The sequence below is a fragment of the Burkholderia sp. LAS2 genome (assembly GCF_018417615.1).
Taxonomy (GTDB): domain Bacteria; phylum Pseudomonadota; class Gammaproteobacteria; order Burkholderiales; family Burkholderiaceae; genus Burkholderia; species Burkholderia sola.
Map to the genome: position 1 here is coordinate 3,120,421 of NZ_CP071052.1, position 16,232 is coordinate 3,136,652.

Annotated in this window: 12 protein-coding genes; 8 read left to right on the forward strand and 4 right to left on the reverse strand. The window is 69.0% G+C overall.

Annotated elements, in window-relative coordinates; genetic code table 11:
- Positions 1-135 precede the first annotated feature (135 nt).
- Together JYG37_RS14475 and JYG37_RS14480 are read left to right on the forward strand one after the other, a co-directional pair.
- Positions 136-1,170, forward strand: coding sequence for a helix-turn-helix transcriptional regulator (locus tag JYG37_RS14475; RefSeq protein WP_213345527.1), 1,035 nt, complete (start codon positions 136-138; stop codon positions 1,168-1,170).
- 49 nt (positions 1,171-1,219) lie between these two features.
- Positions 1,220-2,062 (forward strand): GIY-YIG nuclease family protein, encoded by an 843-nt coding sequence (locus JYG37_RS14480; RefSeq protein WP_050012026.1) that lies wholly within the window; start codon positions 1,220-1,222, stop codon positions 2,060-2,062.
- A 54-nt stretch (positions 2,063-2,116) separates the two neighbouring features.
- Here JYG37_RS14480 and ppa read toward each other — a convergent pair whose 3' ends face one another.
- Positions 2,117-2,644, reverse strand: coding sequence for an inorganic diphosphatase (gene ppa, locus JYG37_RS14485; protein WP_006489643.1), 528 nt, complete (start codon positions 2,642-2,644; stop codon positions 2,117-2,119).
- A gap of 388 nt (positions 2,645-3,032) precedes the next feature.
- Here ppa and JYG37_RS14490 point away from each other — a divergent pair, with 388 nt between their 5' ends.
- From JYG37_RS14490 to JYG37_RS14510, 5 genes are all read left to right on the forward strand, one after another.
- A complete protein-coding gene (locus JYG37_RS14490; protein ID WP_050012027.1) occupies positions 3,033-4,472 on the forward strand; it encodes an aldehyde dehydrogenase family protein in 1,440 nt (479 codons plus the stop codon).
- 85 nt (positions 4,473-4,557) lie between these two features.
- Positions 4,558-5,316 (forward strand): SDR family oxidoreductase, encoded by a 759-nt coding sequence (locus tag JYG37_RS14495; RefSeq protein WP_006478125.1) that lies wholly within the window; start codon positions 4,558-4,560, stop codon positions 5,314-5,316.
- A 195-nt stretch (positions 5,317-5,511) separates the two neighbouring features.
- Positions 5,512-6,816, forward strand: a complete 1,305-nt coding sequence (locus JYG37_RS14500; protein WP_050012028.1) for an MFS transporter — start codon at positions 5,512-5,514, stop codon at positions 6,814-6,816.
- Positions 6,817-7,063: 247 nt separating this feature from the next.
- Positions 7,064-7,477 (forward strand): helix-turn-helix domain-containing protein, encoded by a 414-nt coding sequence (locus tag JYG37_RS14505; protein ID WP_050012029.1) that lies wholly within the window; start codon positions 7,064-7,066, stop codon positions 7,475-7,477.
- A complete protein-coding gene (locus JYG37_RS14510; RefSeq protein WP_050012030.1) occupies positions 7,474-8,700 on the forward strand; it encodes an alpha/beta fold hydrolase in 1,227 nt (408 codons plus the stop codon). Before JYG37_RS14505 ends, JYG37_RS14510 begins: the two co-directional genes overlap by 4 nt.
- 97 nt (positions 8,701-8,797) lie before the next feature.
- Here JYG37_RS14510 and JYG37_RS14515 read toward each other — a convergent pair whose 3' ends face one another.
- Genes JYG37_RS14515 through hemC form a run of 3 tightly spaced genes read right to left on the reverse strand, consistent with a single transcriptional unit; the run spans position 8,798 to position 12,962 of the window.
- On the reverse strand, positions 8,798-9,985 hold the full coding sequence (locus JYG37_RS14515; RefSeq protein WP_050012031.1) for a heme biosynthesis protein HemY: 1,188 nt from the start codon (positions 9,983-9,985) through the stop codon (positions 8,798-8,800).
- 2 nt (positions 9,986-9,987) lie between these two features.
- Entirely contained in the window at positions 9,988-11,958 is a 1,971-nt protein-coding gene (gene hemDX / locus JYG37_RS14520; RefSeq protein WP_050012032.1) for a fused uroporphyrinogen-III synthase HemD/membrane protein HemX, read from the reverse strand.
- Positions 11,958-12,962 carry a hydroxymethylbilane synthase gene (gene hemC, locus JYG37_RS14525; protein ID WP_050012033.1) on the reverse strand — a complete coding sequence of 335 codons (1,005 nt, stop codon included), beginning with the start codon at positions 12,960-12,962 and terminating at the stop codon, positions 11,958-11,960. The genes hemDX and hemC overlap by 1 nt, the downstream gene beginning before the upstream one ends.
- A gap of 208 nt (positions 12,963-13,170) precedes the next feature.
- Here hemC and ppc point away from each other — a divergent pair, with 208 nt between their 5' ends.
- A complete protein-coding gene (gene ppc / locus JYG37_RS14530) occupies positions 13,171-16,200 on the forward strand; it encodes a phosphoenolpyruvate carboxylase (protein ID WP_050012034.1) in 3,030 nt (1,009 codons plus the stop codon).
- Positions 16,201-16,232: the final 32 nt, after the last annotated feature.

Sequence of the window (16,232 nt, forward strand, 5' to 3'; positions counted from 1 at the left end):
CCAGAATCGTTCTGTTGTACTTGTGGCCACTCCAAGTCTAAAAATCGACCGGTCACCACGCTTGACCGGCAGGAGCATGCGTTGACCTCTCGCAGCGGGGACAAACCCGAACGGCATGACGACAGGGAGACAGACATGGAGTTGCAGCAGAAATCGGTATCCGTCCGGATCTACCGCTGGCTGTGCGAAGACGCGCGTGCGAACGGCATCGATCCCGCACCGCTTTACGAAACACTCGGCATCGGGCCGGCCGAGCTCGCCGACGACACGCGCCGCATCGCGGGCGATCGGCACGTGGCCGCGCTGCAATTGATGGACGACTGGCCGCTGTCGTGGCACCGCCCGCCGCCGCAGGTCGTGCCGTGGCTCGTGCCGTTTCCCGAACTCGCGGGCATCACGTGCAACGCGGCGACGCTGCGCGACGCGCTGCACGGCTACCTGCACTATCGCGAGCTGATCGGCAACGTCGACTGGGTGTTCGCGCACGAGAACGGCGACGCGATCGCGCTCGAGTACGTGAACGAAGGCGACGGCCGGCACGGGGGCAGCGCGTTCGCGAACCTCGCGATCCTCGCGGCGCTCGCGCGCCTGTACGACCCGCACGTGCGCGTCGACGACGCCGCATTCGCCGGCCGCGCGTTCGCGCCCGTTGCCGCGCTGCGCGACATGCTCGGCGCGCCGGTGTCGTTCGATGCCTCACACAATCGCATCGTGCTGCGCTCCGCACACTTCGACACGCCGTTCGAGCGCTACAACGCGCCGCTCGCCGGCATCCAGCGGCATGCGGCCGACGCCGCACGCGAACGCGTGCGCGCTCGCTCGACGTTCGGCTCGTCGGTCGAGCAATGCGTGCGCGACTGGCTGCGCACGTCCGACGACGCCGACGTGCCGACCGATACGCTGATGCAGCACGTCTGCACGCGCTTCGCGATGTCGCGCTGGACGTTGCGCCGGCGCCTGCATCGCGAAGCGGTCGGTTTCCATGCGCTCGTCGCGCAGGCGCGGCTCGGCGAGGCGCGCGACCTGCTGCTCAACACGCAGTTGCCGATCGGCGAGATCGGCGTGCGCGTCGGCTTCCGTTCGACGAGCGCGTTCACGCGCTTCTTCACGCGCGAACTCGGCGCGGCGCCCAGCCGCTTTCGCGACGGGCACGGCGACCGACGGCGTTGATGCACGGTTTTTCTGAGACACTGGCGGCTTCGCATCCCGCCGCCCTGCCATGTCCTGGTTTCTGTATCTGATCGAATGCGCCGACGACAGCGTCTACACGGGCATCACGACCGATGTCGCCGCGCGCTTCGACGAACACGCGTCCGGCAAGGGCGCGCGCTACACGCGCTCGCGCAAGCCGCGCGCGGTGCTCGCGGCGTTTGCGCTGCCCGACCGGTCGAGCGCGTCGCGCGCCGAATACTGGGTGAAGCGGCTCGCGCCCGCGAAAAAACGCGAGCTCGCGGCCGGGTTGCGGACGCTTGAATCGGTGCTGCCGGCGGTGGTCACGCTCGACGAGAGCGGCGACACGGCCGGGACGAAGGCGACGGCGCGCGGGCGGAAGAAGGTGAAGGCGGAAAATGTCGACGCTGCGGCGGAGACGGCTGCAACGGAACAGGTTGCCGGGAAAAAGGTGAAGGCCGGGAAAGTGGTCGGGGCAGTAACGGCCGCGAAGACGGCGAAGCCTGCGAAGGGCAAACAAGCATCGAAGTCGACGAAGGCGAGTCAAGCCGCACCGGACGCGAAACGTGCAAAACCCGTCGGCGATGCAGCCGCAAAAAAGACCTCGTCGCGTCGCACACCGGTAAAGAAAACCGACCTGCCCGCATCCGCGTCGTCAAAGAGGAAGGCACCGGCCGCCGCCGGCAAACCCGCCGCGAACGCACGCGAAGACGCCGCTTCCGCACCGGCCCGCCGTCGTTCGGCCACGAAAGCCGCCGAAGCGACCGCGCCGTCCGTTGCCGCGCCCCGCGCGAAACGCGCGAAGAACGCACCGGCTACCTCGCTGCCGCCCGTCTCCGCGTCCGCCCGCCGGAAAACCGCGCGCGCAAAACAAAACCGCGCGGCCTCCTGACGAGACACGCGCGGTTCGCGTTCCGTACGAGCCGGCCGTCGGCCGGCACGCCGCTTACTTCTTGTAGTTCGCGGCGCCGTCGGTGATTTCCTTGTGCGCGGCTTCGATGCCGGCCCAGCCTTCGACCTTCACCCACTTGCCCTTCTCGAGGGCCTTGTATTGCTCGAAGAAGTGCTTGATCTGGTCCTTCAGGTACTCGGGCACGTCGTCGATCGTCTTCAGGTTCGCCGTCATCGGGCAGATCTTGTCGTGCGGCACCGCGACCAGCTTCGCGTCAACGCCCGACTCGTCGGTCATCTGCAGCATGCCGAGCACGCGCGAGCGCACGATCGAGCCGGCCAGCAGCGGGAACGGCGTGATCACCAGCACGTCGACCGGATCGCCGTCGCCCGACAGCGTCTGCGGGATGTAGCCGTAGTTCACCGGGTAGCGCATGCCCGTACCGATGAAGCGGTCGACGACGAGGAGGCCCAGTTCCTTGTCCGCCTCGTACTTCACCGGATCGCTTTGCGCGGGAATCTCGATGATCACGTTGAAATCTTGCGGCAGGTCCTTGCCGGCCGGAACATGATTGAAGCTCATGAGCACTCTCTGTAGGTCGATGGGAATTCGGGACAGGGCGCCGCGGCCGATGCACGGCCGCGGGCGTCCCCCAAAAAGGAATGCGCCATTATAGCCAATCGACCGGTGGCGTCCGGATGACGATCGGCGCGATAATCGTTCCGGATGTCGACCGCCGAACCGGCGGCGGCGTGGCACGTCGATCACAATGCATGGGCCCGAGGCGGTGCCAAGGCGCCGACCCGGGTCGACCGCGGTGCGTGGGGGCCGGGCAAGCGCTGAAGCGCTTGCTTGAATCGACCGCTATGCATGGGACCCAGGTAAGCGCTGAAGCGCTAACTTGAATCGACCGCTATGCATGGGACCCAAGTAAGCGCTAAAGCGCTAACTTGGGTCGACAGGAGGACGCATGGAAGAGGCGAAGCACTTCATCGCGGGCGAATGGACGTTGCCCGCGCAACTGGAAACCATCGCGGTGGTCGATCCGTCCGACGGCCAGCCGTTCGCGACGATCGCACGCGGCACCGCGCCCGACATCGAGCGCGCGGTCGCTGCCGCCCGCGACGCGTTCGCGGGCCCGTGGGGCGCCGCGAGCGCCGCCGAACGCGGCCGCGCGCTGATGCGGCTGTCGGCGCGCGTGGCCGATTCGATCGAGGAACTCGCCGCGATCGAGGCGCGCGACACCGGCAAGCCGCTGAAACAGGCGCGCGCCGATGCCGCCGCGCTCGTGCGCTACTTCGAGTTCTACGCGGGCGCCGCCGACAAGCTGCACGGCGAAACCCTCCCCTACCAGGCCGGCTATACGGTGCTGACGGTGCGCGAGCCGCACGGCGTCACGGGCCATATCGTGCCGTGGAACTACCCGATGCAGATCTTCGGGCGCAGCGTCGGCGCGGCGCTCGCGGCCGGCAATGCATGCGTGGTCAAGCCGGCCGAGGACGCGTGCCTGTCCGTGCTGCGCGTCGCCGAGCTGGCCGCCGAGGCCGGGCTGCCGGCCGGCGCGCTCAACGTCGTCACCGGCTACGGCCATGAAGCGGGCGCCGCGCTCGCCCGCCATCCGGGCATCGATCACATCTCGTTTACGGGTTCGCCGGCCACCGGCAAGCTGGTCACGCAGATGGCGGCCGAGAACCACGTGCCGGTCACGCTCGAACTCGGCGGCAAGTCGCCGCAAATCGTGTTCGCCGATGCCGATCTCGACGCGGCGCTGCCCGTGCTCGTGTCCGCGATCGTGCAGAACGGCGGGCAGACGTGCTCGGCCGGCAGCCGCGTGCTGATCGAGCGCGCGGTGTACGAGCCGCTCGTCGAGCGCCTCGCCACCGCATTCAACGGACTGCGCGTCGGCCCGAGCCGCGCCGATCTCGACTGCGGCCCGCTGATCAACGCGAAGCAGCAGCAGCGCGTGTGGGATTTCCTGTCCGACGCGCAGCACGACGGCATTCCGATGGCCGGACACGGGCAGGTCGTCGCCGACGCGCCCGAAAGCGGCTTCTATCAGGCGCCCGCGCTGTTGCGCGACGTGCCGCCGTCGCACCGGCTCGCGCAGGAGGAAGTGTTCGGCCCCGTGCTCGCGGCGATGCGTTTCGTCGACGAGGACGAAGCCGTCGCACTCGCGAACGGCACGCCGTACGGCCTCGTCGCGGGCATCTGGACACGCGACGGCGCCCGCCAGATGCGGCTCGCGCGGCGCCTGCGCGCCGGCCAGGTGTTCATCAACAACTATGGCGCGGGCGGCGGCGTCGAACTGCCGTTCGGCGGCGTCGGCCATTCGGGCCACGGCCGCGAGAAAGGCTTCGAGGCCCTGTACGGTTTCACCGCGCTGAAGACGATCGCGATCCGGCACGGCTGAGTGCACGGCACGCCACAGGCAGCCGGCAGCAGCCGGCAGCCCGTCGGCACACGACGACTCTCATTACCAGCACAGGAGACACACCATGCGGTTGAGCGGCAAGACGGCCATCGTCACGGGCGGCGGCTCGGGGTTCGGCGAAGGCATCGCGAAGACGTATGCGCGCGAAGGCGCGAACGTCGTCGTCAACGACCTGAACGGCGCGGCGGCCGAGCGCGTCGCGAGCGAAATCGCGCTCGCGGGCGGCAAGGCGATCGCGGTGGCCGGCGACGTGTCGAAAGAGGACGACTGGCGCGCGCTGCTGCAGGCCGCGCTCGACGATTTCCATGCGGTGCAGATCGTCGTGAACAACGCGGGCACCACGCACCGCAACAAGCCCGTGCTCGACGTGACGGAGGCCGAGTTCGACCGCGTGTACGCGGTCAACATGAAGAGCCTGTTCTGGTGCGTGCAGACCTTCGTGCCGTACTTTCGCGCACAGGGCGGCGGCGTGTTCGTGAACGTCGCGTCGACGGCCGGCGTGCGGCCGCGCCCGGGCCTCGTCTGGTACAACAGCACGAAGGGCGCGATGATCACCGCGAGCAAGTCGCTCGCGGCCGAGCTCGGCGCCGATCGCATCCGCGTGAACTGCATCAACCCGGTGCTCGGCGAAACCGCGTTGATGACCGAGTTCATGGGCTGCGAGGACACACCGGACAATCGCCGCCGCTTCCTTGCGACGATCCCGCTCGGCCGCTTCTCGACGCCGCAGGACATCGCGAACGCCGCGCTGTATCTTGCGTCCGACGAAGCCGAATTCATCACCGGCGTGTGCCTCGAAGTCGACGGCGGACGCTGCATCTAGTCGTACCGGGACGCTCGATCGCCCCGTCTTGCTTCGCACGAAACCGGATTGGACGCCGCGGCGTCTGCGCCGGCCAACTACAACGACAGCGGTACACGGGATCCAGGTAACCGCCAAAGCGCCAACTTGGATCGACCGCAAAGCATGGGATCCAAGTAAGCGCTAAAGCGCCAACTTGGATCGACAGGAGACAACATGGCAACATCGACGCAATCGCTGCCGGGCTCGTCCGGCGCATTCGAGGAAGCAACCTATCGCAAGGTGTCGTGGCGGCTCCTGCCGCTGCTGCTGCTGTGCTACGTGGTCGCGTATCTGGACCGCGTGAACGTCGGGTTCGCGAAGCTGCAGATGGCGAGCGACCTGAACCTGAGCGATACCGTGTACGGGCTCGGCGCGGGGATCTTCTTCTTCGGCTATTTCCTGTTCGAGGTGCCGAGCAACATCATCCTGCACAAGGTGGGCGCCCGCGTGTGGATCGCCCGCATCATGGCGACGTGGGGCGTGATCTCGATCCTGACGATGTTCGTCACGACGCCCGCGATGTTCTACGTGATGCGCTTCCTGCTCGGCGTCGCGGAAGCAGGCTTCTTCCCCGGCGTGATCCTCTACCTCACCTACTGGTATCCCGCGCACCGGCGCGGCCGGATGACGACGTTCTTCATGACGGCCGTCGCGCTGTCCGGCGTGATCGGCGGGCCGATCTCGGGCTTCATCCTGAAGGCGTTCGACGGTGTAAGCGGCTGGCACGGCTGGCAATGGCTGTTCCTGCTCGAAGGCATTCCGTCGGTGCTCGCCGGCGTACTCGTGTTCTTCGCGCTCGACGAGCGGATCGCGAAGGCGACGTGGCTCACCGACGAAGAAAAGGCGCTGCTCGCCCGCAACGTCGACGCCGAGGAAGCCACCAAGGAAGACCCGCCGCTCGGCGCCGTGATGTCGAGCCCGCGCGTCTGGCTGATGGCGCTGATCTATTTCTCGTTCGTGATGGGGCTCTACGGCGTCGGCTTCTGGCTGCCGACGATCATCAAGGCGACGGGCGTGACCGACACGGTCATGATCGGCCTGCTGTCGGCGATTCCGTATGCGGCCGCGGTGGTCGCGATGATCCTGATCGCGCGCAGCGCGGACAAGCGCCGCGAACGCCGCTGGCACCTCGCGATTCCGGCCGCGATCGGCGCGCTCGGCCTCGTGCTGTCGGTGATCTGGGCCCACCAGACCGCGCTCGCGATGCTCGGCCTCACGCTCGCGACGATCGGCATCCTGACGACGCTGCCGCTGTTCTGGAGCCTACCGACCGCCTTCCTCGGCGGCACGGCCGCCGCGGCCGGCATCGCGATGATCAACTCGATCGGCAACCTCGCGGGCTTCCTGAGCCCGTACCTGATGGGCTGGCTCAAGCAGATAACGGGCAGCAACGATGCGGGCATGTACATGCTGGCCGGGTTCCTCGTGCTCGGCGGGCTGCTGGCGCTGTCGGTGCCGAAGCGGCTCGTCGACAAGTGATGCGCGGCGCGTAAAGGCGCGGCCGGATCGATCGAACACGCCGGCCGATTGCCGGCCCGTTTCTCCCCGATACGCCCCGACGTCCGGCATGGCCGGCCGCCGGGGCGTTTTCGATTCCGGACGGGCACAACCCGGATCGGCCGAGTGTCTCGCCCATCCGACGGCAGCCCCTTTATCACTCAAATTATTCCCTTATGCTCCTTTATATATGGAACAATAAAGACAATTAAGGAATTATCGATAGCTCATGTTCCACACCGTCGAAGACACCGCCGCCCGCCTGCGCGTCCATCCGAAGACCGTCCTGCGGTTCATTCGCGACGGCAAGCTGCGCGCGACGCGGGTCGGCCGTGCCTACCGCATCCTCGACGCCGACCTCGCCGCGTTCGCCCGGACGGAGCCGGCCTCGCCCGCGCCGCGTGCGGTGCGCGTCACCAGCATCGTCGACGTTCCCGATGCGTCGCAGTCGCTGCACCAGTACCTGTCGCGGTCGCTGCACGCGATGGCGTCCGGCCGCACATCGTACGTCGACCCCGTGCGAATCGACGTCACGTTCGATCCCGCCTCGAGCATGGTCAAGATCATCGTGACCGCGACACCGGCCGACACGGCCGCGCTGATGTCGTCGCTCGACATGCTGCTCCAGCAAAGCGGGACATGAGCGCAATCTTCAAGTCACCCCGCCATGCCCGCGCGATTCGCGCCGCGTACGCGGCCGCGCTGTCGCACTGGCCGGCCGGGCATCGGCGCGTCACCGTGCAAACGCGTCATGGCGCGACGCACGTCATCGCCTGCGGCCCCGAACACGCGCCGCCGGTCGTACTGATCCACGGCGCCCAGACGACGGCGGCAAGCTGGCAGCATCACGCGACCGACTGGGCGACGCACTTCCGGCTCTACGCGATCGACGTGATCGGCGAAGCGGGACCGAGCGCGCCGTCGCGCCCGCCGCTCGCGGGCGACGCCTATGCGCAGTGGCTCGACGACGTGCTCGACGGCCTGCAGGTGTCGCGCGCCGCGTTCGTCGGCATCTCGCTCGGCGCGCGAACGGCGCTCGACTTCGCGTTGCGGCGGCCGCCGCGCGTCACCCGGCTCGCGCTGCTCTGCCCGTCCGGCATCGGCAGGCAGAAGCCGTTTCTGTGGTGGGCGCTGCCGCTGTTGCTGCTTGGCGATGCCGGGCGCGCATGCGTGCGGCGGCGCGTGCTGGGTCGCCTGCCACCCGCATCGACGCCGGCCGAACGGGACGCGCTCGCACTGATGCGCGCCGTCGATCGCGGCGTTCGGCCGCGCATCGAGCCGATTCCGGTATTCGACGACACCATGCTCCGCACGTTATCGATGCCCGTGCTGGCGATCGTCGGAGGCCGCGACGTGATGCTCGATTCCCGCGACACGCAGGATCGCCTGACGCGCCTCGTGCCGCACGCGCAGGTGCGGTTTCTTCCCGAGCAGCCTCACTTCATCCGCGGACAGCGCGACACCGTGCGCACTTTTCTCTCATCGACGGACACGCTCGACATGCCCCATCGAATCGTTCAGGCCGCCGGCAGCCGCGTGCTGGTCCGCGATCCTTCCGCCGGCCTCGTGCAACGGGAAAGCGACGCGCTCGATCTCGTCGCGCTCGCGCACGAGCATGAAGCCGACTGGATCGCGGTCGCGGCGGACACGCTGCATGACGACTTCTACCGGCTCGACAGCAGGCTGGCCGGCGTCGTGCTGCAAAAGCTGGCCAACTACGGCGTCCGGCTCGGCGTGGTCGGCGACATCGACCGCCGGCTCGCGCGCAGCGAAGCGCTGCGCGCGCTCGTTCGCGAGTGCAATCGCGGAAAATCGGTCTGGTTCGTCGCGAGCGAGGACGACCTGCTGCGCAGGCTCGGCGCGTAACGCGCCGCAGGCCGCTCCTGCCTCGCCACAGGCGAAAAAAAGCCCCGAAGGCCGATCGGCGTTCGGGGCTTTTTACGCGGCGCAGCGCAGCGCCGCGTCACACGACGGTGATCGCGAGCGCGCTTTCGCGGTAGTGCTTCGCGGCCTTGTCGGTTTCGCCGAGCTGCTCGAACAGGCGGGCGAGCGCGCGATGCGCGCGCACCTTCAGCGCCTCGTTGTCGGCCAGCTTCAGCGCCGATTCGAGGAACGACTGCGCCTTGCCCCACAGCTGCTGCTGCTGGCAGAGGCGGCCGAGTGCGAACAGCAGGTCGGCATCTTCCGGATGATCCTTCTTCCAGCCTTCGGCCTTCTGGATCAACGGCAGCGCATCGGCGCCGGCCGTATCCGGGTAACGGCGCAGCAGGCGCGCATCCCAGTTGTGCGCGAGCGCGTCCTCGACGATACGGCGCGCTTCGTTGCGGCGCTCGAGCGGCACGAGCAGCTCGGCCGCGAGATCGGCCAGGCGCGGCGACTGGCGCTCGACCGGCGACAGCGACTGCCACACCTCGAGCAGCGCATCCGGGTCGTGCCGGCGCTCGCGCAGCAGGTTTTCCGCCGCCTGCTGGCGCAGCCGCACGGCCGCGGCCGGATGCAGCGCCTCGCGCTTTTCGAGCGCCTTCGCGAGCTTCAGCACCTCGGCCCAGTTCTTCAGTTGCTGCTGCGCACGCAGCGCGACCTGCTGCGCATGGATGCGCTTGCCGCCGGCCTGCATGTCGGCCAGCGCGGCAAGCGCGCCGTCCGCATCGCGGGCGTCCGCGCGCATGTCGGCCGCGGCGAGCAGCCGTGCATCCTGCCATTCGGGCGCGTCGACCTTCGACAGCCAGTCGTCGCGGCGCGTGTACTCGTGCATCCGGTGCGCGGCCGTGGCGCCGACGAGACTCGCGGCGCCCAGGTTCGCATCGACCGACAACGCTTCACGCGCGGCCTTCTCCGCACGCGAGAAGCGGCCCGCGTACAGGTTCGCGATCGCATCGCGCAGCGACGCCTGCGCCTTCTCGTTGCGCGAACGCGCGCGATACGCGGCGACCCGCTGCGGCATGCGCCAGATGTTGCGCACGATGCGCAGCAGCGCGTACACGACGATGAACAGCACGACGATGGCGATCACGAACAGGTTCAGCGACACGTCGATCCGGTACGGCGGATAGACGAGCAGCACCTGCCCCGCGTCGAAACGGCCGACGGTGGCGAGCGCCGCAGCGATCGCGAACAGGACCGCGAGCCAGACGATTCCTCGAAGCGTCATCGTTACCCCCGGCTCTTGAACTGCTGAACGGCGTTCAGGCTCGTGTTCAGGTTCGGCACCGCGACCGTCAGCGATGCGCCGTCAACCTGCCTGAGCAGATCCTCGACGGTCTGCGTGTCCTTCGACGCCTGATCGAAATACTTGCCGAGCGACGCCTGCGCGGCGTGCAGGTCGGCCTTCATCGCGCTGTCGTTGCGCGCCAGCAGCGACAGCCGTGCGGTGAGCAGGCGCAGCTTCACGTTCTCGCGCACGAAGTAGCCCTGGTCGGGCGACGCGAGCATCGCGTCCGCGTTGTCGATCCGGCGCACCTGCACGAGGCCTTTCAATTGCTGGCCGAGGCCGGCCGAGAACGCGTGCCACCACACCTTCCAGCGCGGCTCGCCGGCGGCGACCGACGACGCGGCGTCGGCCGGCGCGGCCTTCGGCGCCGCGTGCGGCACGATCGCCTCGCCGGACAGCGGCAGCGCGTCGATCTTGGCGATCGCGTCGTCGAGCTTGATCGCGAGGCCGGTGAGATCGGCTGCCGGCGCGGCCTTCAGCTTCTCGATGTCCTGCGCGAGCGCCTTGCGCACCGTGACGGCCTGCGCGCTCTGCGACGTCGCGAGACGCGCGTCGGCGTTCTGCAGCGCGATCAGCGCGAGCTGCGTGTTGCCGGTCAGTTGAAGCTGCTGGCTCGCGCTGGACAGCATCTGGTCGACTTCCTCGAGCATCCACGCATCGCGGTTGCGCGACAGGTCCTGGTATTGCTGCTGCAGCGCCTGCTGCGCGCTCTGCGCATCGGCGAGCTTGCCGTCGAGCTGCGCGAGCTGCGTGTCGACCTGGTGCGTGCCGGCGAGCGCCTGCTCGGTCTTCGTCCGCGTTTCGGCCGCTTGCGCGTCGAGCGCCTTCTGGCGCGCGACGAACGTGCCGTCGAGCCGGTCGATCTTGCGGTTCAGCGCGTAGCCGCCGACACCCGCCGCGCAGCCGAGCACGACGACGACGAACCACAGCACCGCGCTGCCGCCGCGGCGCGCACGCGGTTCGGGCGCGCGATAAGGAGGGCTGGACGGCGGCGCGGAGGCAGCGGCCGGCTGGGAAGCGACGCTTTTGGAATCGTTGGTATCTGTCATGCGTTTAGTCACCGGTGCGGCTGTCGCCGGTTGGACGGCCTCGTCGGCCATCGTTCGAAACGCGCGGACGATGCGCTCATCGCCCGCGCCAGTCAGCGTAATCCTATCAAAACCCAATGCGCGCGCGGTCTGCTCGATCCGCGGGTGCGGCGTGACGAGCGGCGCATGCTTCAGCGCGTCGATCTCGGCATCGTTCAGGTGGGCCCGCGCGAGCGCGTGCAGGTTGCGCACGCCTTCCGAGCTCGTGACGAGCCACGCGTGCGGCTGGCCGTCGAGCAGCGCGTGCACGCGCTCCCACGCGCCGACGCGCGGCTCGGGCACGACGCGCCGGTACGCGGCGACGAGCGTGACGTCCGCACCGGCCTCGCGCAGGCGCTCGGCGAGCCATTCGCGCCCGCCGTCGCCGCGCACGATCAGCACGCGCTCGCCCGCCAGCGCCTGCGCGCCGCCGAACGCGGCGTCGATGCTCGCGAACAGGCTTTCCGAATCGTAATGGGGCACGCCGCCGTCGGCCGGCGCCTGCGGCGCGATCACGCGATGCGCGGGCGCCGCGATGCCGTGGCGCTCGAGCGCCGCGACGCTGCCGGGCCCGACCACGCCGACCGGCAGCGCGTTCGGCCAGATCGCGCCGTAGCGCGCGAGCGCGCGGTCGATCGCGTTCGGCGACACGAAGATCACCAGCGCGTAGTCGGCCAGCGCCGCGAACGCGGCGTCGAGCGGCGCCGGATCGTCGACCGGCGCGATATCGATCAGCGGGAATTCGAGCACGTCGCAGCCGGCGTCGGCCAGTTGCGACGCAAGCGCGTCGGACTGGCCGTCCGGACGCGTCAGGACAGCGGTGAACGCGCGCGCGCCGCCCGCCATCAGGCGTCGCCCTTGCCCGCGGCCTGCGAGCTCGCGAGCAGCGCCTGGACGATGTCGAGCGCGCCTTGCGCCTCGAGTTCGTCGGACACCGCGCGGCCGAGTGCGAGCGCATCGGCGACGGTCACGACCGCGCCGCACGCGTCGGCCGTCAGCACGCGCTTGCCGTCGGTGGTCGACACGCGGCCCGTCAGGTACAGCTCGCCCGCGCGCCACACCGCGTGCGCGGCGAGCGGCACCTCGCAGCTGCCGCCGAGCGCGCGCGACACCATCCGCTCGGCCTCGACCGCGAGCGCGGTCCGCGGGTCGTGCAGCGGCGCGAGCCACGCGGCGACGTCGTCGCGGTGCGCGGCGATCTCGATGCCGAGCGCGCCCTGGCCGGCCGCAGGCGGGCTGGCCTCGACATCGAGCAGCGCGCGGATCCGCGTTTCGAGGCCGAGGCGCTTCAGGCCGGCGGCCGCGAGGATGATCGCCGCGTAGTCTCCGCGGTCGAGCTTCGCGAGGCGCGTGTCGAGGTTGCCGCGCAGCGGCAGGACCTCGAGATGCGGATAGCGCGAACGCAGCATCGCCTCGCGGCGCAGGCTCGACGTGCCGACGACCGCGCCGGCCGGCAGCGCGTCGAGCGACGCGTAGTCGTTCGACACGAACGCATCGCGCGGGTCTTCGCGTTCCATGATCGCGGCGAGCGAGAAGCCGTCGGGCAGCGCCATCGGCACGTCCTTCAGCGAATGCACGGCGAGATCGGCGCGGCCGTCGGCCAGCGCGGCCTCCAGTTCCTTCACGAACAGGCCCTTGCCGCCGACCTTCGACAGCGTGCGATCGAGAATCTGATCGCCGCGCGTCGTCATCCCGAGGATTTTCACGTCACAAGCTGGATATAATTTGCGCAGCGCATCACGCACATGTTCGGCTTGCCACATCGCCAGGCGGCTCTCGCGCGAAGCAATCGTCAACGTCGCGGGCGGCTGTGCCTGCTGCGGCCCGGCCGCGGGGGTCTCGGAATTCATTGCTGGAACATCGAAGGACGGGATTGAAGATCGAACAATGGTAGCACGCACGCCCCGGCCCGCCCGGGCCCGAAGCCTGCGCCCGGCCTGCTTCCGCGCGGGTCGCGGCGCCGTTGTGCGGATGTGTCGCACGTAGCTGGTTGCTTGACCGCAGTTCCCGCAGTTTCCGCAGTTCCTTTTGACTCGAGCTTTCCCAAGGAAACCCATCGTGAAGTCTTCCGGATCGGCGCGTACGGCGCGCCGCAATGCTGCCTTGCCCTCCCCCGACGCCCCGACGGCCACGCTCGCGACCGCCGCGAACGGCCGTGCGAAAACGGCAACGAAACCCACGGCAACGAAACCGAAAGACCCGATACGTCAGACAAAACGCGCGACGAAAGCCTCCAGCCCCGCCGCCCGCCAGGCGGTCGCGCCGAAGGCCGGCACCCGCACGCGCGACGACAAGGACCGCCCGCTGTTCGAGGACATCCGCTTCCTCGGCCGCCTGCTCGGCGACGTCGTGCGCGAACAGGAAGGCGATACGGTGTTCGACGTCGTCGAGACGATCCGCCAGACCGCGGTCAAGTTCCGCCGCGAGGACGACAGCGAAGCCGCGCAGACCCTCGAGAAGAAGCTGCGCAAGCTGACGCCCGAGCAGACGGTGAGCGTCGTGCGCGCGTTCAGCTATTTCTCGCACCTCGCGAACATCGCGGAAGACCGTCACCACAACCGCCGCCGCCGCATCCACGCGCTGGCCGGCTCCGCGCCGCAGCCCGGCACGGTCGCGTATGCGCTCGACCAGCTGAAAACCACCGGCAACGCGTCGAAGCGCCTGCTGCAGCGCTTCTTCGACGATGCGCTGATCGTGCCGGTGCTGACCGCGCACCCGACCGAAGTGCAGCGCAAGAGCATCCTCGATGCGCAGCACGACATCGCGCGCCTGCTCGCCGAGCGCGACCAGGAGCTGACCGCTCGCGAGCGCCAGTACAACGAAGCGATGCTGCGCGCACGCGTGACCGCGCTGTGGCAGACGCGCATGCTGCGCGACTCGCGCCTGACGGTTGGCGACGAGATCGAGAACGCGCTGTCGTACTACCGCGCGACGTTCCTCGACGAACTGCCCGCGCTGTACGGCGACATCGAGGCCGCGCTCGCGGAGCACGGCCTGTCGGCCCGCGTGCCCGCGTTCTTCCAGATGGGCAGCTGGATCGGCGGCGATCGCGACGGCAACCCGAACGTGACGGCCGCGACGCTCGACGAGGCGATCAACCGCCAGGCCGCGGTGATCCTCGAGCACTATCTGGAACAGGTGCACAAGCTCGGCGCCGAGCTATCGGTGTCGAACCTGCTGGTCGGCGCGAACGACGCAGTGAAGGCCCTCGCGGCAGCATCGCCCGACCAGTCGCCGCATCGCGTCGACGAACCGTATCGCCGCGCGCTGATCGGGATCTACACGCGGCTCGCCGCGAGCGCGCGCGTGCGTGTCGGCGAAGGCACGGTGCCCGTGCGCAGCGCGGGCCGCGGCGCGCCGCCGGTGCGCGCGATTCCGTACGAGGATTCCGAAGCATTCGTCGCCGATCTGAAGGTGCTGACCGCGTCGCTCGACGAGCACCACGGCGCGTCGCTCGCCGCGCCGCGCCTCGCGCCGCTCGTGCGCGCGGCCGAAGTGTTCGGCTTCCATCTGGCGAGCATCGACCTGCGCCAGAGTTCCGACATCCACGAGGCGGTGGTCGCCGAGCTGTTCGCGCGCGCGGGCGTCGAGGCCGACTATGCGGCGCTCGCCGAGGAAGACAAGCTGCGCGTGCTGCTCGCCGCGCTCGCCGATCCGCGCCCGCTGCGCTCGCCGTACCTCGACTACTCGGCGCTCGCGCAGAGCGAGCTCGGCGTGTTCGAGAAGGCGCGCGAGGTCCGCGCGCAATTCGGTGCGCGTGCGGTGCGCAACTACATCATTTCGCACACGGAAACCGTCAGCGACCTCGTCGAGGTACTGCTGCTGCAGAAGGAGACGGGCCTGCTCGAAGGCACGCTCGGCGTGCCGGGCAGCGACGCGCGCAACAGCCTGATGGTGATTCCGCTGTTCGAGACGATTCCCGACTTGCGCGACGCGTCGCGCATCATGCGCGAATACTTCGCGCTGCCGGGCATCGACGCGCTGATCGCGCACCAGGGCGCCGAGCAGGAAGTGATGCTCGGCTATTCGGACAGCAACAAGGACGGCGGCTTCCTCACGTCGAACTGGGAGCTGTATCGTGCGGAACTCGCGCTCGTCGACCTGTTCCGCGAACGCAAGATCACGCTGCGGCTGTTCCATGGCCGAGGCGGCACGGTCGGCCGCGGAGGCGGCCCGACCTACCAGGCGATCCTGTCGCAGCCGCCGGGCACGGTGAACGGCCAGATCCGCCTGACCGAACAGGGCGAGGTGATCGCGAGCAAGTTCGCGAACCCGTCGATCGGCCGGCGCAACCTCGAGACGGTCGTCGCCGCGACGCTCGAGGCGTCGCTGCTGCCGCAGTCGAACGCGCCGGCACAGTTGCCCGCGTTCGAGGCCGCGATGCAGACGCTGTCCGATTCGGCGATGGCCGCGTACCGCGCGCTCGTCTACGAAACCCCGGGCTTCACCGACTACTTCTTCTCGTCGACGCCGATCACCGAGATCGCCGAGCTGAACATCGGCAGCCGCCCGGCGTCGCGCAAGCTGCAGGATCCGAAGCAGCGCAAGATCGAGGATCTGCGCGCGATTCCGTGGGGCTTCTCGTGGGGCCAGTGCCGGCTGCTGCTGACCGGCTGGTACGGCTTCGGCAGCGCGGTGAGCGCGTATCTCGACGGCGCGCAGGACGACGCCGAACGTGCGAAACGCGTGACGCTGCTGAAGAAGATGAACAAGACCTGGCCGTTCTTCGCGAACCTGCTGTCGAACATGGACATGGTGCTCGCGAAGACCGATCTCGCGGTCGCGTCGCGCTATGCGCAGCTCGTGTCCGACCGCAAGCTGCGCAAGCACGTGTTCGGGCGGATCGTCGCGGAATGGGAGCGCACGTCGCAGGCGCTCGCGGAAATCACCGGGCAGGAAGGCCGCCTCGCGACCAACCCGCTGCTCGCGCGCTCGATCAAGAACCGCTTCCCGTATCTCGATCCGCTGAACCACCTGCAGGTCGAGCTGATCAAGCGTCACCGCGCGGGCGACACGAACGCGCGGCTGCGCCGCGGGATTCACCTGACGATCAACGGGATCGCGGCCGGCCTGCGCAACACCGGCTGATCCGCGGGCCGCGCGGCGCCGGACGTGTTCGG